14 protein-coding genes and 1 pseudogene are annotated in these 16,189 nt (G+C 71.2%); 3 read left to right on the plus strand and 12 right to left on the minus strand.

The window, feature by feature from the left end; all coding sequences use genetic code 11:
* Positions 1-114: 114 nt before the first annotated feature.
* The 6 genes and pseudogenes from OHS70_RS06335 to allB form a co-directional block, all read right to left on the minus strand.
* Positions 115-465: pseudogene (locus OHS70_RS06335) on the minus strand (response regulator transcription factor); the annotation flags it as partial.
* A gap of 69 nt (positions 466-534) precedes the next feature.
* Complete coding sequence (locus tag OHS70_RS06340; RefSeq protein WP_328394531.1) at positions 535-921, minus strand: hypothetical protein; 387 nt, start codon at positions 919-921, stop codon at positions 535-537.
* An 11-nt stretch (positions 922-932) separates the two neighbouring features.
* Positions 933-1,859: a DMT family transporter gene (locus OHS70_RS06345; RefSeq protein ID WP_328405451.1), complete on the minus strand. Its 927-nt coding sequence runs from the start codon at positions 1,857-1,859 to the stop codon at positions 933-935.
* 95 nt (positions 1,860-1,954) lie between these two features.
* Entirely contained in the window at positions 1,955-2,575 is a 621-nt protein-coding gene (locus OHS70_RS06350; protein ID WP_328394534.1) for a dihydrofolate reductase family protein, read from the minus strand.
* A gap of 186 nt (positions 2,576-2,761) precedes the next feature.
* Entirely contained in the window at positions 2,762-3,877 is a 1,116-nt protein-coding gene (gene alc / locus OHS70_RS06355) for an allantoicase (protein WP_328405453.1), read from the minus strand.
* Positions 3,877-5,232 (minus strand): allantoinase AllB, encoded by a 1,356-nt coding sequence (gene allB / locus OHS70_RS06360; protein ID WP_443062572.1) that lies wholly within the window; start codon positions 5,230-5,232, stop codon positions 3,877-3,879. Before allB ends, alc begins: the two co-directional genes overlap by 1 nt.
* Before the next feature lie 377 nt (positions 5,233-5,609).
* On the opposite strand from allB, the gene OHS70_RS06365 reads away from it, so the two are divergent.
* The gene (locus OHS70_RS06365; protein ID WP_328394536.1) at positions 5,610-6,404 is read left to right on the plus strand and encodes an IclR family transcriptional regulator; all 795 of its coding nucleotides are present in this window, start codon (positions 5,610-5,612) and stop codon (positions 6,402-6,404) included.
* Positions 6,405-6,431: 27 nt separating this feature from the next.
* Here OHS70_RS06365 and OHS70_RS06370 read toward each other — a convergent pair whose 3' ends face one another.
* From OHS70_RS06370 to OHS70_RS06395, 6 genes are all read right to left on the minus strand, one after another.
* The gene (locus OHS70_RS06370) at positions 6,432-7,106 is read right to left on the minus strand and encodes a response regulator transcription factor (RefSeq protein WP_328394538.1); all 675 of its coding nucleotides are present in this window, start codon (positions 7,104-7,106) and stop codon (positions 6,432-6,434) included.
* A 41-nt stretch (positions 7,107-7,147) separates the two neighbouring features.
* Complete coding sequence (locus tag OHS70_RS06375) at positions 7,148-8,446, minus strand: sensor histidine kinase (protein ID WP_328394540.1); 1,299 nt, start codon at positions 8,444-8,446, stop codon at positions 7,148-7,150.
* 1 nt (position 8,447) lies between these two features.
* On the minus strand, positions 8,448-9,617 hold the full coding sequence (locus OHS70_RS06380) for an acyltransferase family protein (protein WP_328394541.1): 1,170 nt from the start codon (positions 9,615-9,617) through the stop codon (positions 8,448-8,450).
* Positions 9,610-10,638: an alpha/beta hydrolase gene (locus OHS70_RS06385; RefSeq protein ID WP_443062573.1), complete on the minus strand. Its 1,029-nt coding sequence runs from the start codon at positions 10,636-10,638 to the stop codon at positions 9,610-9,612. The genes OHS70_RS06380 and OHS70_RS06385 overlap by 8 nt, the downstream gene beginning before the upstream one ends.
* A gap of 231 nt (positions 10,639-10,869) precedes the next feature.
* Positions 10,870-11,193 carry a DUF5955 family protein gene (locus tag OHS70_RS06390; protein ID WP_328394545.1) on the minus strand — a complete coding sequence of 108 codons (324 nt, stop codon included), beginning with the start codon at positions 11,191-11,193 and terminating at the stop codon, positions 10,870-10,872.
* 121 nt (positions 11,194-11,314) lie between these two features.
* The gene (locus OHS70_RS06395) at positions 11,315-13,228 is read right to left on the minus strand and encodes a serine/threonine-protein kinase (protein WP_328394547.1); all 1,914 of its coding nucleotides are present in this window, start codon (positions 13,226-13,228) and stop codon (positions 11,315-11,317) included.
* A 167-nt stretch (positions 13,229-13,395) separates the two neighbouring features.
* Between OHS70_RS06395 and OHS70_RS06400 the strand changes: the two genes are divergently transcribed.
* Together OHS70_RS06400 and aceB are read left to right on the plus strand one after the other, a co-directional pair.
* Positions 13,396-14,013 carry a nucleotidyltransferase family protein gene (locus OHS70_RS06400; RefSeq protein ID WP_328394549.1) on the plus strand — a complete coding sequence of 206 codons (618 nt, stop codon included), beginning with the start codon at positions 13,396-13,398 and terminating at the stop codon, positions 14,011-14,013.
* A gap of 276 nt (positions 14,014-14,289) precedes the next feature.
* A complete protein-coding gene (gene aceB / locus OHS70_RS06405; protein ID WP_328394551.1) occupies positions 14,290-15,912 on the plus strand; it encodes a malate synthase A in 1,623 nt (540 codons plus the stop codon).
* Positions 15,913-16,189: the final 277 nt, after the last annotated feature.

Below are 16,189 nucleotides of genomic sequence, written 5' to 3' on the forward strand. Positions count from 1 at the left end.
CGAGCGCTCGTGGTGGACGGGCCCTGCCTCACGCAGGCGCGCGCAGTACGGATACGGGTTCGCGAGGAAGTCCGCCCCGTACTCCCCCAGGTCGGTGATCGTCACCGCCTCAGCCTACGTAACATCCTCGTCGTCGAGCAGACCCGCGTCATGGGCCAGCAGCGCGATCTGGACACGGTTGTTGAGATTCAGCTTGGCCAGGATCCGTGAGACATGGGTCTTGACCGTCGGCACCCTCATGTACAGCGTCGCGGCGATCTCGGCGTTGGACCTGCCGCGGGCGACGGCGACCTCCACCTCGCGTTCCGCGAGCGCGCTCAGCTTCCGCCCGGCCGAGTCCTTGCGCGTGCCCGGCCCGCTGTCCGCGGCGTGCGTCATCAGCTGCCGGGTGACCGCCGGGGACAGCACCGGGTCGCCGGCCGCCACCTTGCGTACCGCCGCCACGATCTCGGCGGGCGGCGTGTCCGCTCTACGCGAGCATCGTGCCGGCGGTGGTGGGCATGGCCCTGATGGTGGCAGCGGACCGCCCCGGGCCTAGCCCTGCTTGCGGGACCGGTCGGCGGCCTCGTTGAGGCGGGTGATCTCGGCGGCGTGTTCGCTCATGCGGTTGCTGACACTGCCGCTGGTGTAGAGGACCGCGCCGATGACCGAGACCGGCACCGAGAGGCCGAGCACGGCCAGCGCCTCGGGCCAGTCGCGTTCCTCCGCGCACGAGGACCCGTCGCCGCCCTCGTTGGCCGTGCCCCACTCCGTGAACAGACGGGCCTCGCACTCCCTGTCGTCCCCCACCGTGTACGGCATGGCCAGCAGCACGGCGCACCACACCCACAGCAGCGCCGCCGCGGACAGCAGCGCGAAGCCCCATCCCATGGTCTTCTTGGCGCGGGCGCGGAACTCCATGTCGTACGTGAGTGATCGCATGGCCGCCGAACCTAGCAGTCGGCCCGGTCGGCGGCGCGCCGCCCCCAGCTGGTACCGGAAAGGACGAGTGCCCCACCCACCAGGCCTGCGGCGCCCAGGTGTTCACCGCCGATGGCGATGCCCGCCGCGGCCGCCCACAGCGGCTCGGTGCCGAGCAGCAGGCTGACGCGTGACGGCGAGGTGCGGCGTACGGCCCACATCTGGACGAAGAACGCGAACAGCGTGCAGAAGACGGACAGGAACAGCAGTCCGGCCCATTCCCGCGGGCCGAAGCCGACGGCCACGGCCCAGGGCGAGGCGCCTGTGCCGGGGGTGGCGGCCAGCACGGTGAACACCGCTACCGCGGTGCCCAGCTGGATCGTCGTCAGCGACAGCGAGTCCGCGCTGCGGACCGCGACGAGCCTGGCCATCGCCAGCACATGGACCGTGCGGGCGAGCGCCGCGAGCAGCATCAGCAGGTCGCCGAGCGAGGGAGTGGTGAATCCGCCGCCTTGCGTCAGCAGGACGACTCCGGCGACGGAGAGCGCGGCCGCCGCCACGAAGGACGCGGAGGGACGCCGCCGGCTCACCGCCGCCTCGGCCAGCGGAGTGAAGATCATCGTGAGGCTGATGATGAGCCCGGCGTTGGTGGCGGAGGTGTGCACCACCCCGTACGTCTCCAGCAGGAAGATCCCGCTGAGGATGAGTCCCAGTACCGCGGCGCCGCGCCACTGGGCGGCGGTCAGCGTGCGCAGTCTGCGCTGTCCGGCGACCACCAGCACGGGCAGGACGAGCGCGAAGCGGAGCACCAGTACGGCGACGACGGTGTGCGTGGTGGTGATGCCCTTGGCAGCGAGATAGCTCGCGCCCCACACCACGGCCACCACCAGCACGGGCAGATCGGTCAGCCACGCCCTGCGCGGGGCGAGGGCGGGCGCGGGTACGGCGAGCGACGACACCTGGATCTCCAACGGACACGGGCTGATGGAGACCTCGGCGGCTCGCACATGGAGCGATCACGGTACCGGGACGGACAACGTGAGTGCTGCATCTTTCACTCGGCCGCGTAGGAGCCGTACTCGGGCCGTCCCGCCAGTTCGTAGGTGTGGATGGCAACGCCCGCGCCCGTGGTCCTGGCCTCGGTGTGCCTGAACGCGGTGGGCTCGGCGCCGTCGGCGAAAAGGCGGAATCCCTTGCCCAGGACGACGGGGAAGACGAGCAGGTGCAGCGTGTCGATCAGGTCGTGCGCCAGCAGGGACCGGGCGAGGCCGCCGCTGCCGTGCATCTGCACCTCCCCGTCCGTACGCTCCTTGAGTTCGGTGACCTCCTTGGCCAGGTCGTCCCGCCCGATGATCGTGGTGCCGGCCCAGTCGGCGTGCTCGAGCGTGGTCGAAGCAACGTATTTCGGAAGGGAGTTGAGCTTCGATGCGACCGGGTCGGCAGGATCGGCATGCTTGGGCCAGTAACCGGCGAAGATCTCGTAGGTGCGGCGGCCGAGAAGGAAGGCGGACGGCCGCGCGAAGACCTCGTTCATGAACCGGCTGAAGTCCTCGTCCCCGTACGGCACGGACCAGCCGCCCAGGTCGAACCCGTTCCTCGGGTCCTCGTTCGGGCCGCCGGGCGCCTGGTAGACGCCGTCCAGGGTCAGGAACTGGGTGAAGGTGAGCTTTGCCATGGCCGCGCCTGCTTCCGGAGTGCGATGTCGGTCATCAGGTCGGACCCCGCCGCCACCGATAAGTCATCGGTCGGTCCGGACGGTCCCCGCGGTCCGGACCGTATCCTTCCGCTCAGCGGTCGAGGTCCGTGACGGGCACGCCGGGGGCGCGCCGGTGCTCCACACCGGCGCGCCATGTGCAGGGCGTCAGCCGCCCAACTCCTGGTGCCGGGCGGTCAGCCGCGCCGCGCCGTGCTCGGTCAGCGAGCCGAACAGCCGCAGCCGGGAGATACCGCCGTCGGGGTAGATGTCGATCCGGACGTGCGTCGCGACCGCGGGGGTGTCCAGCACGAACCGGTGGTTGGTGTCGGGCTGCAGCCGGGTGCGGGCCAGCACCTCGCGCCACTCGTCCGTCTCGCCGTCGCGTACGGACAGCGCTGCCCAGCCCGCGCTGTTCCCCTTCAGATACGCGGTGTCGATCTCGACGGCGCGGATCTCGGCCTGTGCCGCCAGCTGGTAGCGGATCCAGTCGTTGCCCTTGTCACGGCGCCGGCGGGTCTCCCAGCCGTCGTCCATCTTGCGGGAGCGGCCGGGCTGGATCGTGTTGGTGGCCGGGGAGTAGAAGCGGTCGGAGGCGTCCTCGACCTGGCCGCCGTTCTCCAGTGCGACCAGGTCGAAGGTGCCGAGCACGCCGAGCCATGCCGGGTCGGGGGCGACCTCGCCGTGGACCCGCAGGCGGGCGATGCCGCCGTCGGGGTGCTGCTTGACCCGCAGATGTGTGAAGCGCTGCCGGACGTCGACGGCGAAGCCGTTGGCCGCGTGGCCGCCGACGGGGGTGCGGGGCACCAGCGTCGTCCACTTCACGTCGCTCGCGAGCAGTTCCTCGGGCGAGGGGGACCCGGCCACCGAGGCGGCCTCGATGGAGACCGCCTGCGGGTAGTTGCCGCGGAAGTGGGCGGTGTCGACGACGATGCCGCGTACGACGCCGGGAGCGCCGAGCCGTACGAGCGCCCAGTCGTGGTCGCCGTCCATGGGGTGCGGCTGCTCGGCGGACACGCCGCGGCGACGGCGTGTCTCCCAGCCGTCCATGATCTTGCCCTTGTGACCGAAGTGCTCCGGGTCGAACTCCGCGGCCCCGGGCTTCAGCAGGTTCTCGCGCTCCGCGAAGAACTCGTCGTTGGCGGCGACGACAGCCGCGCCGAGACGCCGGTCGGCGAGGTCGGCGTGGTGCGTGAAGGGGAAGTCGGCGGTGCGGTAGTCGGCGTACGGGTCGCCGCCGCCGTAAGGATCGGCGTCACCGGTGAAGGAAGGGATGGACACGATCAGTTGTTCCTTTCGAGCAGCCGGCCGGACGGCGCGGCCAGGGTGCCGTTCTCCACGATCCGCTCGCCGCGCAGCCACGTCGATCTGACGACTCCGTGCAGGGTCTTGCCGGCGTATGCGGTCACCTGGTTGCGGTGGTGCAGCTCGGCCGGGTCGACCGTGAAGGTCTCGTCGGGCGCGAGGACGGCGAAGTCCGCGTCGCGGCCGGCCTCGATGGCGCCCTTGGCGCCCAGTCCGGCGAGTGCGGCGGGGGCCGCCGACATCCAGCGGACGACGTCGTCGAGGGTGTGGCCGCGTCTGCGGGCCTCGGTCCAGATCGCCGGGAGACCCAGCTGGAGTGAGGAGATACCGCCCCAGGCCGACGCGAAGTCCGGGGTCTTGAGGTCGGTGGTGCAGGGGGAATGGTCGGAGACGATGCAGTCGATCGTGCCGTCGGCGAGGCCCTGCCACAGCAGGTCCTGGTTGGCGGCCTCGCGGATCGGCGGACAGCACTTGAACTCGGTTGCGCCGTCCGGGACTTCCTCGGCGGTGAGGGTGAGGAAGTGCGGGCAGGACTCGACGGAGATCCGTACGCCCTCGCGCTTGGCCGCCGCGATCAGGGGCAGCGCGTCGGACGAGGACAGGTGCAGGACGTGCACCCGGGCGTTCAGCCGTCCGGCCCGGGCGATCAGGCTCTCGATCGCGGTGTTCTCGGCGTCGCGCGGCCTCGATGCGAGGAAGTCGGCGTAGGCGGGCCCGGGCCGCTGGGGCGCGGACGCCAGATGATGCGGGTCCTCGGCGTGCACGATCAGCAGGCCTCCGAACCCGGCGATCTCGCCCATGGATCGGGCGAGCTGCTCCTGGTCGAGCTCCGGGAACTCCTCGACTCCGGACGGCGACAGGAAGCACTTGAAGCCGAAGACGCCGGCGTCGTACAGCGGCCGCAGATCCTTGACGTTGGACGGGATCGCGCCGCCCCAGAAGCCGACGTCGATGTGCGCCTTGCTCCGTGCGACGTCCTGCTTGGCCGCCAGATGAGCGACGGTCGTCGTCGGCGGGAGGGAGTTGAGGGGCATGTCCAGCAGGGTGGTGATGCCTCCGGCGGCGGCCGCGCGGGTGGCGGTCCAGAAGCCCTCCCACTCGGTGCGGCCGGGGTCGTTCACATGGACATGGGTGTCGACGAGGCCGGGAAGCAGGACGTCGTCGCCGAAGTCCTCCAGGCGGGCTCCGCGTGGTACCTCGGCGTCGTGCGCCCCGACCGACGCGATCTTCCCGGCGGCGACGGCGACCGTCGCGGCGCGCGTCCCCTCCGGAGTGATCACGCGCGTCGAGCGCAGTACCAGGTCCACGTCCCCGTTCACGTCCACGTCGGACACCCGCTCCCCTCTCGTCCCACTCTTCGCCCGGCGGTCCACGGCGCTGCACGCCGATCCACGGCACAGGAACCACCGCCAGGAAATTCAACGAACTGTTGAATGAGTCTTCACTCCACGCCGCGGCCCGTCAAGACCCGCCCTCCCAGCGTGCGCCCCCCACCGGCCCGGTTGGCAATTTCCACAAAGCGGAAGTAGAATTTCGTATAACAGAACTTCGCTTTCCCCCAAGGATGCCTCCGTCCGATCCCGCCGGACGCCTGCGGACACCCGGACAACAGGCCCTGACCGGCACCGACGCCCCCCTCGCAGGCAGTGTGTCCGGCTCGGGTGCCCGGTAGGCTGCAGCCTTGCCCTGCCTGCCCGAAAGGACCGCCGCCGTGCCGACGTCCAGCACCACCGACGCAGCCAAGCCCGCCGCCACCGGTGGCGTGCAGTCCCTGGAGCGCGCCTTCGACCTGCTTGAACGCATGGCCGACGCCGGCGGCGAGGTCGGGCTGAGCGAGCTCTCCGCCAGCAGCGGACTGCCGCTGCCCACCATTCACCGGCTGATGCGGACGCTGGTGGTCTGCGGGTACGTGCGACAGCAGTCGAACCGCCGCTACGCGCTCGGTCCCCGTCTGATCCGGCTCGGCGAGTCCGCGTCCCGGCTGCTCGGCACCTGGGCCCGCCCCTATCTCGCCCGCCTGGTCGACGAGACCGGTGAGACCGCGAACATGGCTCTGCTCGACGGCGACGAGATCGTCTATGTGGCACAGGTGCCGTCCAAGCACTCCATGCGCATGTTCACCGAGGTCGGCCGTCGGGTGCTGCCGCACTCCACCGGCGTGGGCAAGGCGCTGCTCGCGCACACCCCGGCCGAGGAGGTACGGGCGCTGCTGGCCCGCACCGGCATGCCGGCCGCCACCGAGAAGACGATCACGACGCCCGAGGGCTTCCTGGACGCGCTCGAGCAGGTCCGCCGGACCGGTTACGCGGTCGACGACAACGAGCAGGAGATCGGTGTCCGCTGCCTCGCGGTTCCGGTCCCCAACTCCCCCACCTCTGCCGCGGTCTCGATCTCCGGACCGGCCGGACGGGTCACCGAGGCGGCCACCGAGAGGATCGTCCCTGTGCTGCAGCAGGTGGCGAAGGATCTCTCCGAGGCGCTGGCGAACACCTCCGGGCAGGGCTGATCCCGTCCCGGTACGCATCCCCGGCGGTCAGTGACCTGCTGGGCGCACCAGGCCCGTCTCGTACGCGAAGACCGCGGCCTGGGTCCGGTCACGCAGACCCAGCTTGACCAGGATGCGGCTCACATGGGTCTTCACGGTCTGCTCCGCCACGACCAGACGCCCGGCGATCTCCGCGTTCGACAGGCCCTGCGCGATGAGGGACAGGACCTCCGTCTCGCGTTCCGTCAGACCGCCGACGCGATCCTTGAGCGGCGCCCGCGGGGAGCGCGTCATCCGGGAGAACTCGGCGATGAGCCGCTTGGTGACGTTCGGGGCGAGCAGCGCGTCGCCGGCCGCCACCACCCGCACCGCCTGGGCGAGTTCGCCGGCGGAGGCGTCCTTCAGCAGGAACCCGGACGCGCCCGCGCGCAGCGCCTCGTACACGTACTCGTCGAGGTCGAAGGTGGTCAGTACGAGGACCTGGACGGTGGCGCCGTCCTGTTCGGTGATGCGGCGGGTCGCCTCTATGCCGCCGAGTTCGGGCATCCGGATGTCCATCAGGACCACGTCCGGGTCGAGTTCGGCGACCTTGGCGATCGCCTCGAGACCGTTCACCGCCTGGCCGACGACCTCGATGCCGGGTTCGGCGTCGAGCAGCACCGTGAAGCCCTGACGGACCATCATCTGGTCGTCGGCGATCAGTACACGGATGGGGATCGTCATGGGCGTCGTCCTCAACAAGGTCGGTTCAGCGGCAAGGTCGGTCAGTCGGCTGCGGGACGTCGGGCGGGGAGGGTCGCGGCCACTTCGTAACCGCCTTGCGGTGTGGGGCCGGTGGCGAGTTCGCCGCCGAGCATGGCAGCCCGTTCGCGCATGCCGAGCAGCCCGTGCCCGGCACCGGGCGAGGGCGGGGCGGGGGCGTCGGGCGCGGTGTTGGCGACCCGGAGGGTGAGCTCCTCGGAGCCGTAGCCGATCTCCACCCGCACGCTCGCGCCGGGCGCGTGCCGCATGGCATTGCTCAGCGCCTCCTGCACGATGCGGAACGCGGACAGCTCGACGCCGGGCGACAGCGGGCGCGGCCTGCCGGTGGTCTCGGTGGTGATCGTGAGCCCGGCGCCGCGCACGTTGCCGACGAGTTCCTCCAGCCGGTCGAGGGTGGGCTGCGGGGCGTGCCGTACTCCGTCCGCCTGTACGTCTTCGGAGCGCAGCACGCCGAGCACCCGGCGCAGTTCGGTCAGGGCCTCGACCGCGTTCTCGCGGATGCCGGCGAGATTCTCCTTCAGCTCGTCCGACGGGTTCTGCACCAGGTGCGGGGCGACCTGCGCCTGGATCGATATCACCGACATGTGGTGGGCGACCACGTCGTGCAGCTCCCGGGCGATGCGGTTGCGCTCCTCCAGCACGGTGCGGCGGCCGCGCTCCTCGGCGGTGAGCACCTGCTGCTCGACCAGCCGTTCCCGGGCCACGCGGCTCCTGCGCTGGGAGGTACCGATCACCACGGCGATCACGAAGGCGCCGACTCCCCACTGGGTGAGGACACCGTTGTGGGCATGCTCGGCAGAGGCGGTGTTGGCCAGCCCCGTCAAAATGGTGATCCCCAGCGCCTCGACCGCGATCCGCGGCCGGACCCGCAACGCGAGGAGCAGCAGCACAAGAGTGTGCAGCAAGATCGCCGGGGCGCTCCAGGGCCAGTGGGCGTCGGGACCGGTGGTGCCCTCCACGATCTGCGCGCTCAGGAAGAGCACGCTCGTCGACAGCCACCAGGCGGGCAGTGGCCGGGACAGCGCGAGGACGGCGGCAGCCGTCTGGAGCACGGCGAGCAGCAGCACGAGGTCACGCGAGGGCCCCGACCGCTCGAGAACCTCCGCGGGCAGCCACCAGCCCAAGAGCACAGCGCTGAGCACCACATGGACATGCGGCAGCCACCCCAGCCAGCCCCGGCGCGGCAGCGGATCGCGGGCCACCGTCCACAAGTCCTCGCGCAGGGCACGTGGCGCCGAAAGCAGCGCGGACGTCAGCCGCCCCCCGATGTTCCTTCCGCCCCCGTCGTCCACAAGATCCATCCTAGGTACGTCCCTTCGCCCGGGCCCGGGCAGCCCGCTGTTCGCGTACGACCCGAGTGCCACCGCGGCTCCCCCGCCGCTTCTGTTCGTGAGGCCGAAAAGCTGCCCAGCACACCGTCAGCGCCACCGCGAAGACCGGAAGCCAGGCCAGGCGGGCGAGCACCCAGCCGCCGCCGTCGGGAACGGTGTGCAGGCCGGGCAGCGGCCCGCCCACGAGCAGGCCGGTCGCAATGACCGTGATCATGGCGGTCTGGTGCCACAGGAAGACGGTCATCGCCGACAGGTTCACCAGTGCCACCGCCGCCCAGGCGGCGGGGCGTCGCAGCGCCCGCCGCAGCGGTTCGAGCAGCAACAGAGCGGCTCCGCACTGGGCGAGACCGAAGGTGACGGCCGCGAGGGTGGGCGGGTTGAGGTTCGAGATCCCGGCACCGGGCACCCCGACCATGGCGGCCGGGTAGCCGGCCCACAGGACGAGTCCGGTGGTTGCGGCAGCTCCCCCGAGCACCAACGCCCATGCGGTCGTGCGGCGTTGCAGACCGCCCCGGGCCCAGGCCGCGCCCAGGCAGTACGGAACCAGCCAGCCGGCCGCCACATTGATCCAGCCGAGCCGTTCGGGCCCGTCCAGGCCGAACCGGACCAGGTCGACGTGCAGGACGACGGCGAGCGGCCAGAGCGGGTGCAGCCTCGTCACGAGGGGCGTGGCCGCCGTCAGCACCGCGAAGACCAGCAGGAACCAGAGCGGGGACAGCACGAGCTTGCCCAGCACACGGACGGTGTCCAGGCCGACGCCTGACGCGAGCATCACGCCCGCCACCACGGTCCACACCACCAGCAGGGCAACGACCGGCCTGCACAGCCGTGCCATCCGGGTGCCGAACCACCGCGCGTAGGTGGTATCCGAGATGCGGGCGGCGGCGTAGCTCTGCGCGGCCACGTGCCCACCCACCAGGAAGAAGACGGCCAGCGTCTGGAACACCCAGGACACGGGCGCGAGTTCGGGCAGATTCTGGAGCGGGCTCGCCCCGCGCAGCGTGCCGCTGTCGGCGACCAGCGCGGTGACCAGCCAGTGGCCGAGCACCACCCCGAGGATGGCGAGCGCACGCAGTGCGTCGACGGCACGGTCGCGGTCGGGAGGCGTGGCGGCCTCGATCCGCCGGACGAGGTCACGCATGACGGCCGCCCTCGGAGGGGGCCTGTCCGGAGACGATCCGGGCGATGTTGCGCAGCGGTACGGAACCCGGCTTCAGATAGTCGCTGTGGCCTCCGCCGCCGGCCTCGAACCGGCGGGCGCCGAACTCGGGCGAGATCGGGTCAGCGCCTAATCCGATGGCGGTGAAGGGGAGTTCCAGCTGTGTGTGCGGTAGGTGGGCGACCCAGTCGCCGGTGCTTCGCCCGGCCCAGACGGTGGCCGGGGTGCGGAGGTCCGCGGTGTGGTCGTAGCCCACGCCCGGACTGCCGTACAGGACGACGTCCGTGACCTCGAGGGTGCGTGCGGCGCGGGCGCAGACCACGGATCCGTAGGAGTGGCAGACGAGCGAGACCCGTGCCGTCGGCCGGGCCTGGCTCAGTTCCCGTACGAAGGAACGGAGTTCGGGGGCCGCTTCCTGTCCGCGGGAGGGAGTCACTACCGCTGGGCTCACGGTGCCGGGCGTCCCGTAGCCGAGCCAGGCGACGACGGCGGACCTGCTGCCCAGCTCCCGCGCCAGCGCCTCGGCACCGGCCCGGAAACGTCCGTACGAGTCGAGGTTGGTGTCCGAGCCCGGGACGAGGACGGCGATCCGCCCGGTCCGGGACAGGTCTCCGAAGACTTCGGCCGAGCGGCCACCGTCCCGGCCGTCGAAGAAGAGGAAGCTGCGTGCCGGGGCCGCCATGGCACGCAGCGCCTTGGCCCGTCTCCGGTCGCCGTGTCCGGCGGCGCTGCGCTCGGCCGCCCGGATCTCGTCGCGCTGGGCGGCGTAGCGCTCGGCGAGGGCGAGGGGAGTCGCGTCCTCAAGAGGCGCGAGGGCAGCGGGTGCGGGTGCCGGGACGGCCGAAGGACGAACCGCCCCGGACACGGGCAGGGCCACCGAGGCGGCGACGAAGGCGGCAAGCAAGGTGCGGCGCAGCGGACTTGCGCGCACAGAGCGTGTACGCGGACGGCTTGTACGCAGCGAGCTTGTACGCAGACGGCTTGTGCGCTGGCGGGACGCCATGGCGGGTGATCCTTCCGTACCGGACGTCGGTCGTGATGTCCGGTACCGAAGCTATGGAGCCCGCTCTGTCGCCCGCGTCCCGCCGGGGGATGCATCTTGCGGGTAGCTCCGAAGTACTACGAGGGGAACCCAGGTTCTATGAGCCGGTGCGTCCGGCCGGAGCCGGGGGTGCACCCGGGCAATCCCTGACACCGCCACGGCGCCGTCTGTGAAGGCCCGCCGCGCGGGGCCTCACAGACGGCGCTGTGGCGGTACCGCACCGAAGAGATCGACCGCGTTCCGTACGTCCATCAGTGCGGGCGCGAGCGCGCTCACCGAGCCGATCGCGCCCGCGATCAGGAGTAACGAGCTCCGCATCCGCGGGATCTCGGGATCCCCGGAGGCCACCATCGCGGCCAGGACGGCCAGTTCGTCCTCGGCGATCGCCCGGTCCCCGAACTCGGCAGGATACCCGGCCAGTTCGCGCCGGAGCCGGGAAACGGCAGCGCGCAGCTCCGTGGCTCTCGGGTCCTCGCCGCTGCCTGTCACCCGCGTCTGCCCCACGCTCCGCAACAAAGCCCTGCCCCTCGCACGTCCTTGCGCCCGGTCCGGCGACCCTGGGTCATCGGTCGAGCGCCCTGGGTTGCGGGCCAGTTAACGCCATCCGGCCCGCGACGCGCCACCGTACAGACAGAATTCAGTACGAGGGGGCTGGATCCATGGCGTTGCGCCACACCGTCACATCAACGGTGATGAACTGACTGGGGTCGGTGTCGGACGACTTCCCCTGGTAGGTGACCACGCCGACATGGCCGGAATCCGTCAGCACACAGATCTTCGAGCCCTTCGACAGCAGGTTCAGGTCGATGCTGTCGGTGAAGCGCGTGTCGCTCCTGCAGGTGTCCAGGTCCCCGGTCTGCCCGGTGCGCAGCAGGATCAGCCGGCCGTTCGTCGTCTCCACCTGCCGCAGGTCCCACTCGAACTCGAAGTCCGGGTTGGAGTCGTCGTTGAGGGGCTTGACCGGGTCGTCGTCGAGCCTGATGTGGTAGTCGGTCACGATGTCGATACCGGTGTACGTCTTGGGCGCGGGGTCCGCCGCCGGGTCGTCGGGCGGCGTGTCCAGGCCGTCGCCCTCGTCCGCGGGCGTCGATGCGTCGTCCGCGGGGGTCTCGTCCTTCGGGGTGGTGTCCGGGGTCGAGTCGCCCTTGTCCTGGCTCTGGCGGCTCTCGTCCTTGTCCTTGTCCTTGTCGGACAGGGCGAGGTACGCCCCGCCGCCGGCGGCACCGCCGAGGAGCAGCGTGACGAGCACGGCGATGACGAGGGTGCGTGTCTTCTTCTTTTTGGGCGCGGCAGGTCCGGGGGTGGCCACCGGAGTGGGGACCGTGCCGTACGGGTGGCCCGGCTGACCAGGGTGCCCCGGCTGCGTCGCCTGCGGGTACCCGTACGCCGGAGTCTGCGGGGCCGTCGCCTGCGGATAGCCGTACGCGTGGGGCTGCGGGTGTGGCTGCGGCTGCGGCTGCGCGGGGCCCTGCGGGGCCGGCCCGAACCCGGGGGGAGGCGTCGTCGGGGCGGCGTGCGCGGTGGGCACGTACCCGGGCGCCTGCGCCGGAGACGGCGTCGCCGGCGCGGTGGGCGGCTGCGCAGGCGAGGGCTGGGCGGCGGCGGCCGGCTGCCCGCCGGGCGGGGTGACCGGCGGCGCCGGAGCGGCCGCACGGGTGGTGATCTCGGCGGCCACGACGCTCGGCAGCCACTCCTCGGGCCGGCGCAGCACCGTTTCACCGTTGGCGGTCTGGCAGATGCTCAGGATCTCCGCGACCGAGGGCCTGCCATCCGGCTCCTTGACCATGCAGCGGGTGACCAACTCGTGCAGTTGCGCGGGCAGTTCGGTGAGATCCGGCTCCTCGTGCACGATCCGGTAGAGCACCCCGTGCGAGGTGCCCTCGCCGAAAGCCGCCCTGCCGGTCGCCGCGTATGCCGCGATCTGACCGAGCGCGAAGATGTCGGTGGCCGACGTGACATGGCTGCCTGCCGCCTGCTCCGGAGCCATGAAGGACGGTGTACCGATGGTGACGCCGCTGCTGGTGAGCGACGTGGCGTCAGCGGCGCGGGCGATGCCGAAGTCGATGACGCGGGGACCGTCGGCGGCGAGCAGGACGTTCGCGGGCTTGAGGTCGCGGTGCACGATGCCGGCCCCGTGGATCACCTGCAGAGCCTCGGCGATTCCGGCGACGAGCAGCAGCACGGTCTCGACCGGCAGCTTGCCGTGCTGGGCAACGGCTTCGGCCAGCGAGGGCCCGGGGACGTACGCGGTGGCCAGCCAGGGCTGCTCGGCCTCCGGGTCGGCGTCGATGACGGGTGCGGTGAACAGCCCCTGCACCCGCTGCGCCGCCTGCACTTCCTGGGCGAAGCGGCGACGGAACTCGGCGTCCTGGCCGAAGTCGGGCCGGATCACCTTGATGGCCACCGGACGGCCGCCGGGTGTGTACGACAGATAGACCTTGCCCATGCCGCCGGCGCCGAGGCGGGCGGCGAGGCGGTATCCGGCGACGTTCCGCGGATCCTCGTCCCCCAGCGGCTTGAAGACCGTTCCCTGGTGCGCGCGCCCACTCATCGACTCTTGATCCCCCATGGCGAACCTCGTTGTTGAGGAAGCACCCTATCCAAGGTCGGCTCCCGCTCTCCACGTCGGACGACCGGCACGGCCCGGGCGGTTGCAGCGCGAGCGCACATCGCTCGTTCGGCGCAACACTTCGCCCGCATATGAGGTAAGGAGTGCTTATGGCAACCTCTGAGAATTCACCGCCTCGTCAGAAACCGGCCGTGGCCGGTCTGTTGCTCGCAGCGGGTGGCGGGCGACGGCTCGGCGGCCGCCCGAAGGCGATGCTGACGTACGGCGGCCGACCGCTCGTCGAGCATGCGGTGCGTGTGCTGCGCGAGGCCGGCTGCGCCCCGCTGCACGTGGTGCTCGGCGCGTCCGCCCAGCGCGTGCGGGAGGAGGCCGATCTGTCCGGCTGCGTGGTGACGGACAACCCCGAGTGGGAGGAAGGGATGGGCTCGTCGCTGCGGGTGGGCCTGGGGTCCCTGCCGCCCGGCGTCGACGCGGCGCTGGTCCTGCTGGTGGACCAGCCGGGCATCGGCGCCGCGGCGGTGGCGCGGATCCGGGCGGCGTACCGCAGCCGCGGTTCGCTGGTGGCGGCCGCGTACGACGGGCGGCGCGGGCACCCCGTCCTCTTCGGCGCGGAACGCTGGCGCGACATCGCGCGGAGTGCGGTCGGTGATCGCGGGGCGCGCGCGTATCTGCGGGCGCACGAGGGCGAACTCACGCTCGTCGAGTGCGGCGATGTGGCCCAGGCGTACGACATCGACACACCCGAGGACCTGAAGCACCTCGAGTGAGCGGCGTGGCACTGAGCGCCACGATATGTCGACCCAGAGAATCTCGATATCAACAAACCATTGAACTTCCACCATGCGATAACTACTATCCACTGATCAGAAGCGCCTGACCGACGAGACGGCGCCTGCGGCCGTGCTCCGGCGCTCTGGCACCGAGTGCCACTCCGCGGCGACCGGCAGCCGGTCGCCGCTCTCGCACCACGGCCACCATCCGGCCCCGCCACGCACGCACCGCACCGCACCGCCCGTGAAGCCCGCTGAAGGAAGTGACAGCTCATGTCCGCACCAGCGCCGTCCCCGCTGGCCATCGTCGAAGCCGAGCCCCTGCCCCGGCAGGAAGCGGTCCTCACCGACGCGGCCCTCGCCTTCGTGGCCGAGCTGCACCGGCGGTTCACACCCCGGCGTGACGAGCTGCTCGCGCGCCGGGCCGAGCGCCGCGCCGAGATCGCCCGCACCTCCACGCTGGACTTCCTCCCGGAGACCGCGGCGATCCGCGCGGACGACTCCTGGAAGGTCGCCCCTGCACCCCCGGCCCTGAACGACCGCCGCGTGGAGATCACCGGACCCACGGACCGCAAGATGACCATCAACGCGCTCAACTCGGGCGCGAAGGTCTGGCTCGCCGACTTCGAGGACGCCTCCGCTCCCACCTGGGAGAACGTCGTCCTCGGCCAGCTCAATCTGATCGACGCCTACGAGCGCCGCATCGACTTCACCGACCCGAGGTCGGGGAAGTCGTACGCCCTGCGCCCCGCCGATGAGCTCGCGACCGTTGTGATGCGCCCGCGCGGCTGGCACCTCGCGGAGCGCCACCTGCAGGCGGACGGCGTCCCGGTGCCGGGCGCCCTGGTCGACTTCGGTCTCTACTTCTTCCACAACGCGCAGCGGCTGCTGGACCTCGGCAAGGGCCCGTACTTCTACCTCCCGAAGACCGAGTCCCACCTCGAGGCCCGGCTGTGGAACGACATCTTCGTCTTCGCTCAGGAGTACGTGGGCGTCCCGCAGGGCACGGTCCGCGCGACGGTCCTGATCGAGACGATCACGGCGGCGTACGAGATGGAGGAGATCCTCTACGAGCTGCGCGACCACGCTTCCGGCCTGAACGCCGGCCGCTGGGACTACCTTTTCTCGATCGTCAAGAACTTCCGTGACGGCGGCGAGAAGTTCGTGCTCCCGGACCGCAACGCGGTGACGATGACGGCCCCGTTCATGCGGGCGTACACCGAACTCCTCGTCCGCACCTGCCACAAGCGCGGCGCGCACGCCATCGGCGGGATGGCGGCCTTCATCCCCTCGCGCCGGGACGCCGAGGTCAACAAGGTGGCCTTCGAGAAGGTCAAGGCGGACAAGGACCGCGAAGCGGCCGACGGCTTCGACGGCTCGTGGGTCGCGCACCCTGATCTCGTCCCGATCGCGATGGCGTCGTTCGACGGGGTGCTCGGCGACAGGCCCAACCAGAAGGACCGGCTGCGCGAGGACGTCTCGGTGGCGGCGGGCGACCTGATCGCCATCGACTCACTGGACGCGAAGCCCACCTACGAGGGCCTGCGCAACGCGGTCCAGGTCGGCATCCGCTACATCGAGGCCTGGCTGCGCGGACTGGGCGCGGTCGCGATCTTCAACCTCATGGAGGACGCGGCGACGGCGGAGATCTCGCGCTCCCAGATCTGGCAGTGGATCAACGCGGGCGTGGTCTTCGAGAACGGCGAGCGGGCCACCCCGGAGCTGGCCCGCAGTGTGGCGGCACAGGAGCTGACCGCGATCCGCGAGGAGATCGGCGAGGAGGCGTTCGCCGCCGGCAACTGGCAGAAGGCGCACGATCTGCTGCTGAAGGTCGCTCTGGACGAGAACTACGAGGACTTCCTCACGCTTCCGGCCTATGAGCAGCTGGTCGGCTGACACCTGGTTCATTTCGCACCCGCCCCCGGTACCGCCCGGGGGCGGGTGCGTTTTCGCCGCCAGGGGCTTCGTCCGCGGACCGGCGCGTGGCCGACCAGCCGGCAGGAAGAGGCCTCGGGGGTGCGGTCCGGCAATGCAGGCGGTGGCTGTCCGCTCGCAGCGGGTGGTGGCGGAGCCCGACCGTCACTCCCTGCTCTCGGCCGGCTCCATGGCGACACACGCCGGCCATGCGGGAGCCAATTACTCAACGATGAAGGAGAGTTGCGCCTGGCGCCAC

This window comes from Streptomyces sp. NBC_00390 (assembly GCF_036057275.1).
Taxonomy (GTDB): domain Bacteria; phylum Actinomycetota; class Actinomycetes; order Streptomycetales; family Streptomycetaceae; genus Streptomyces.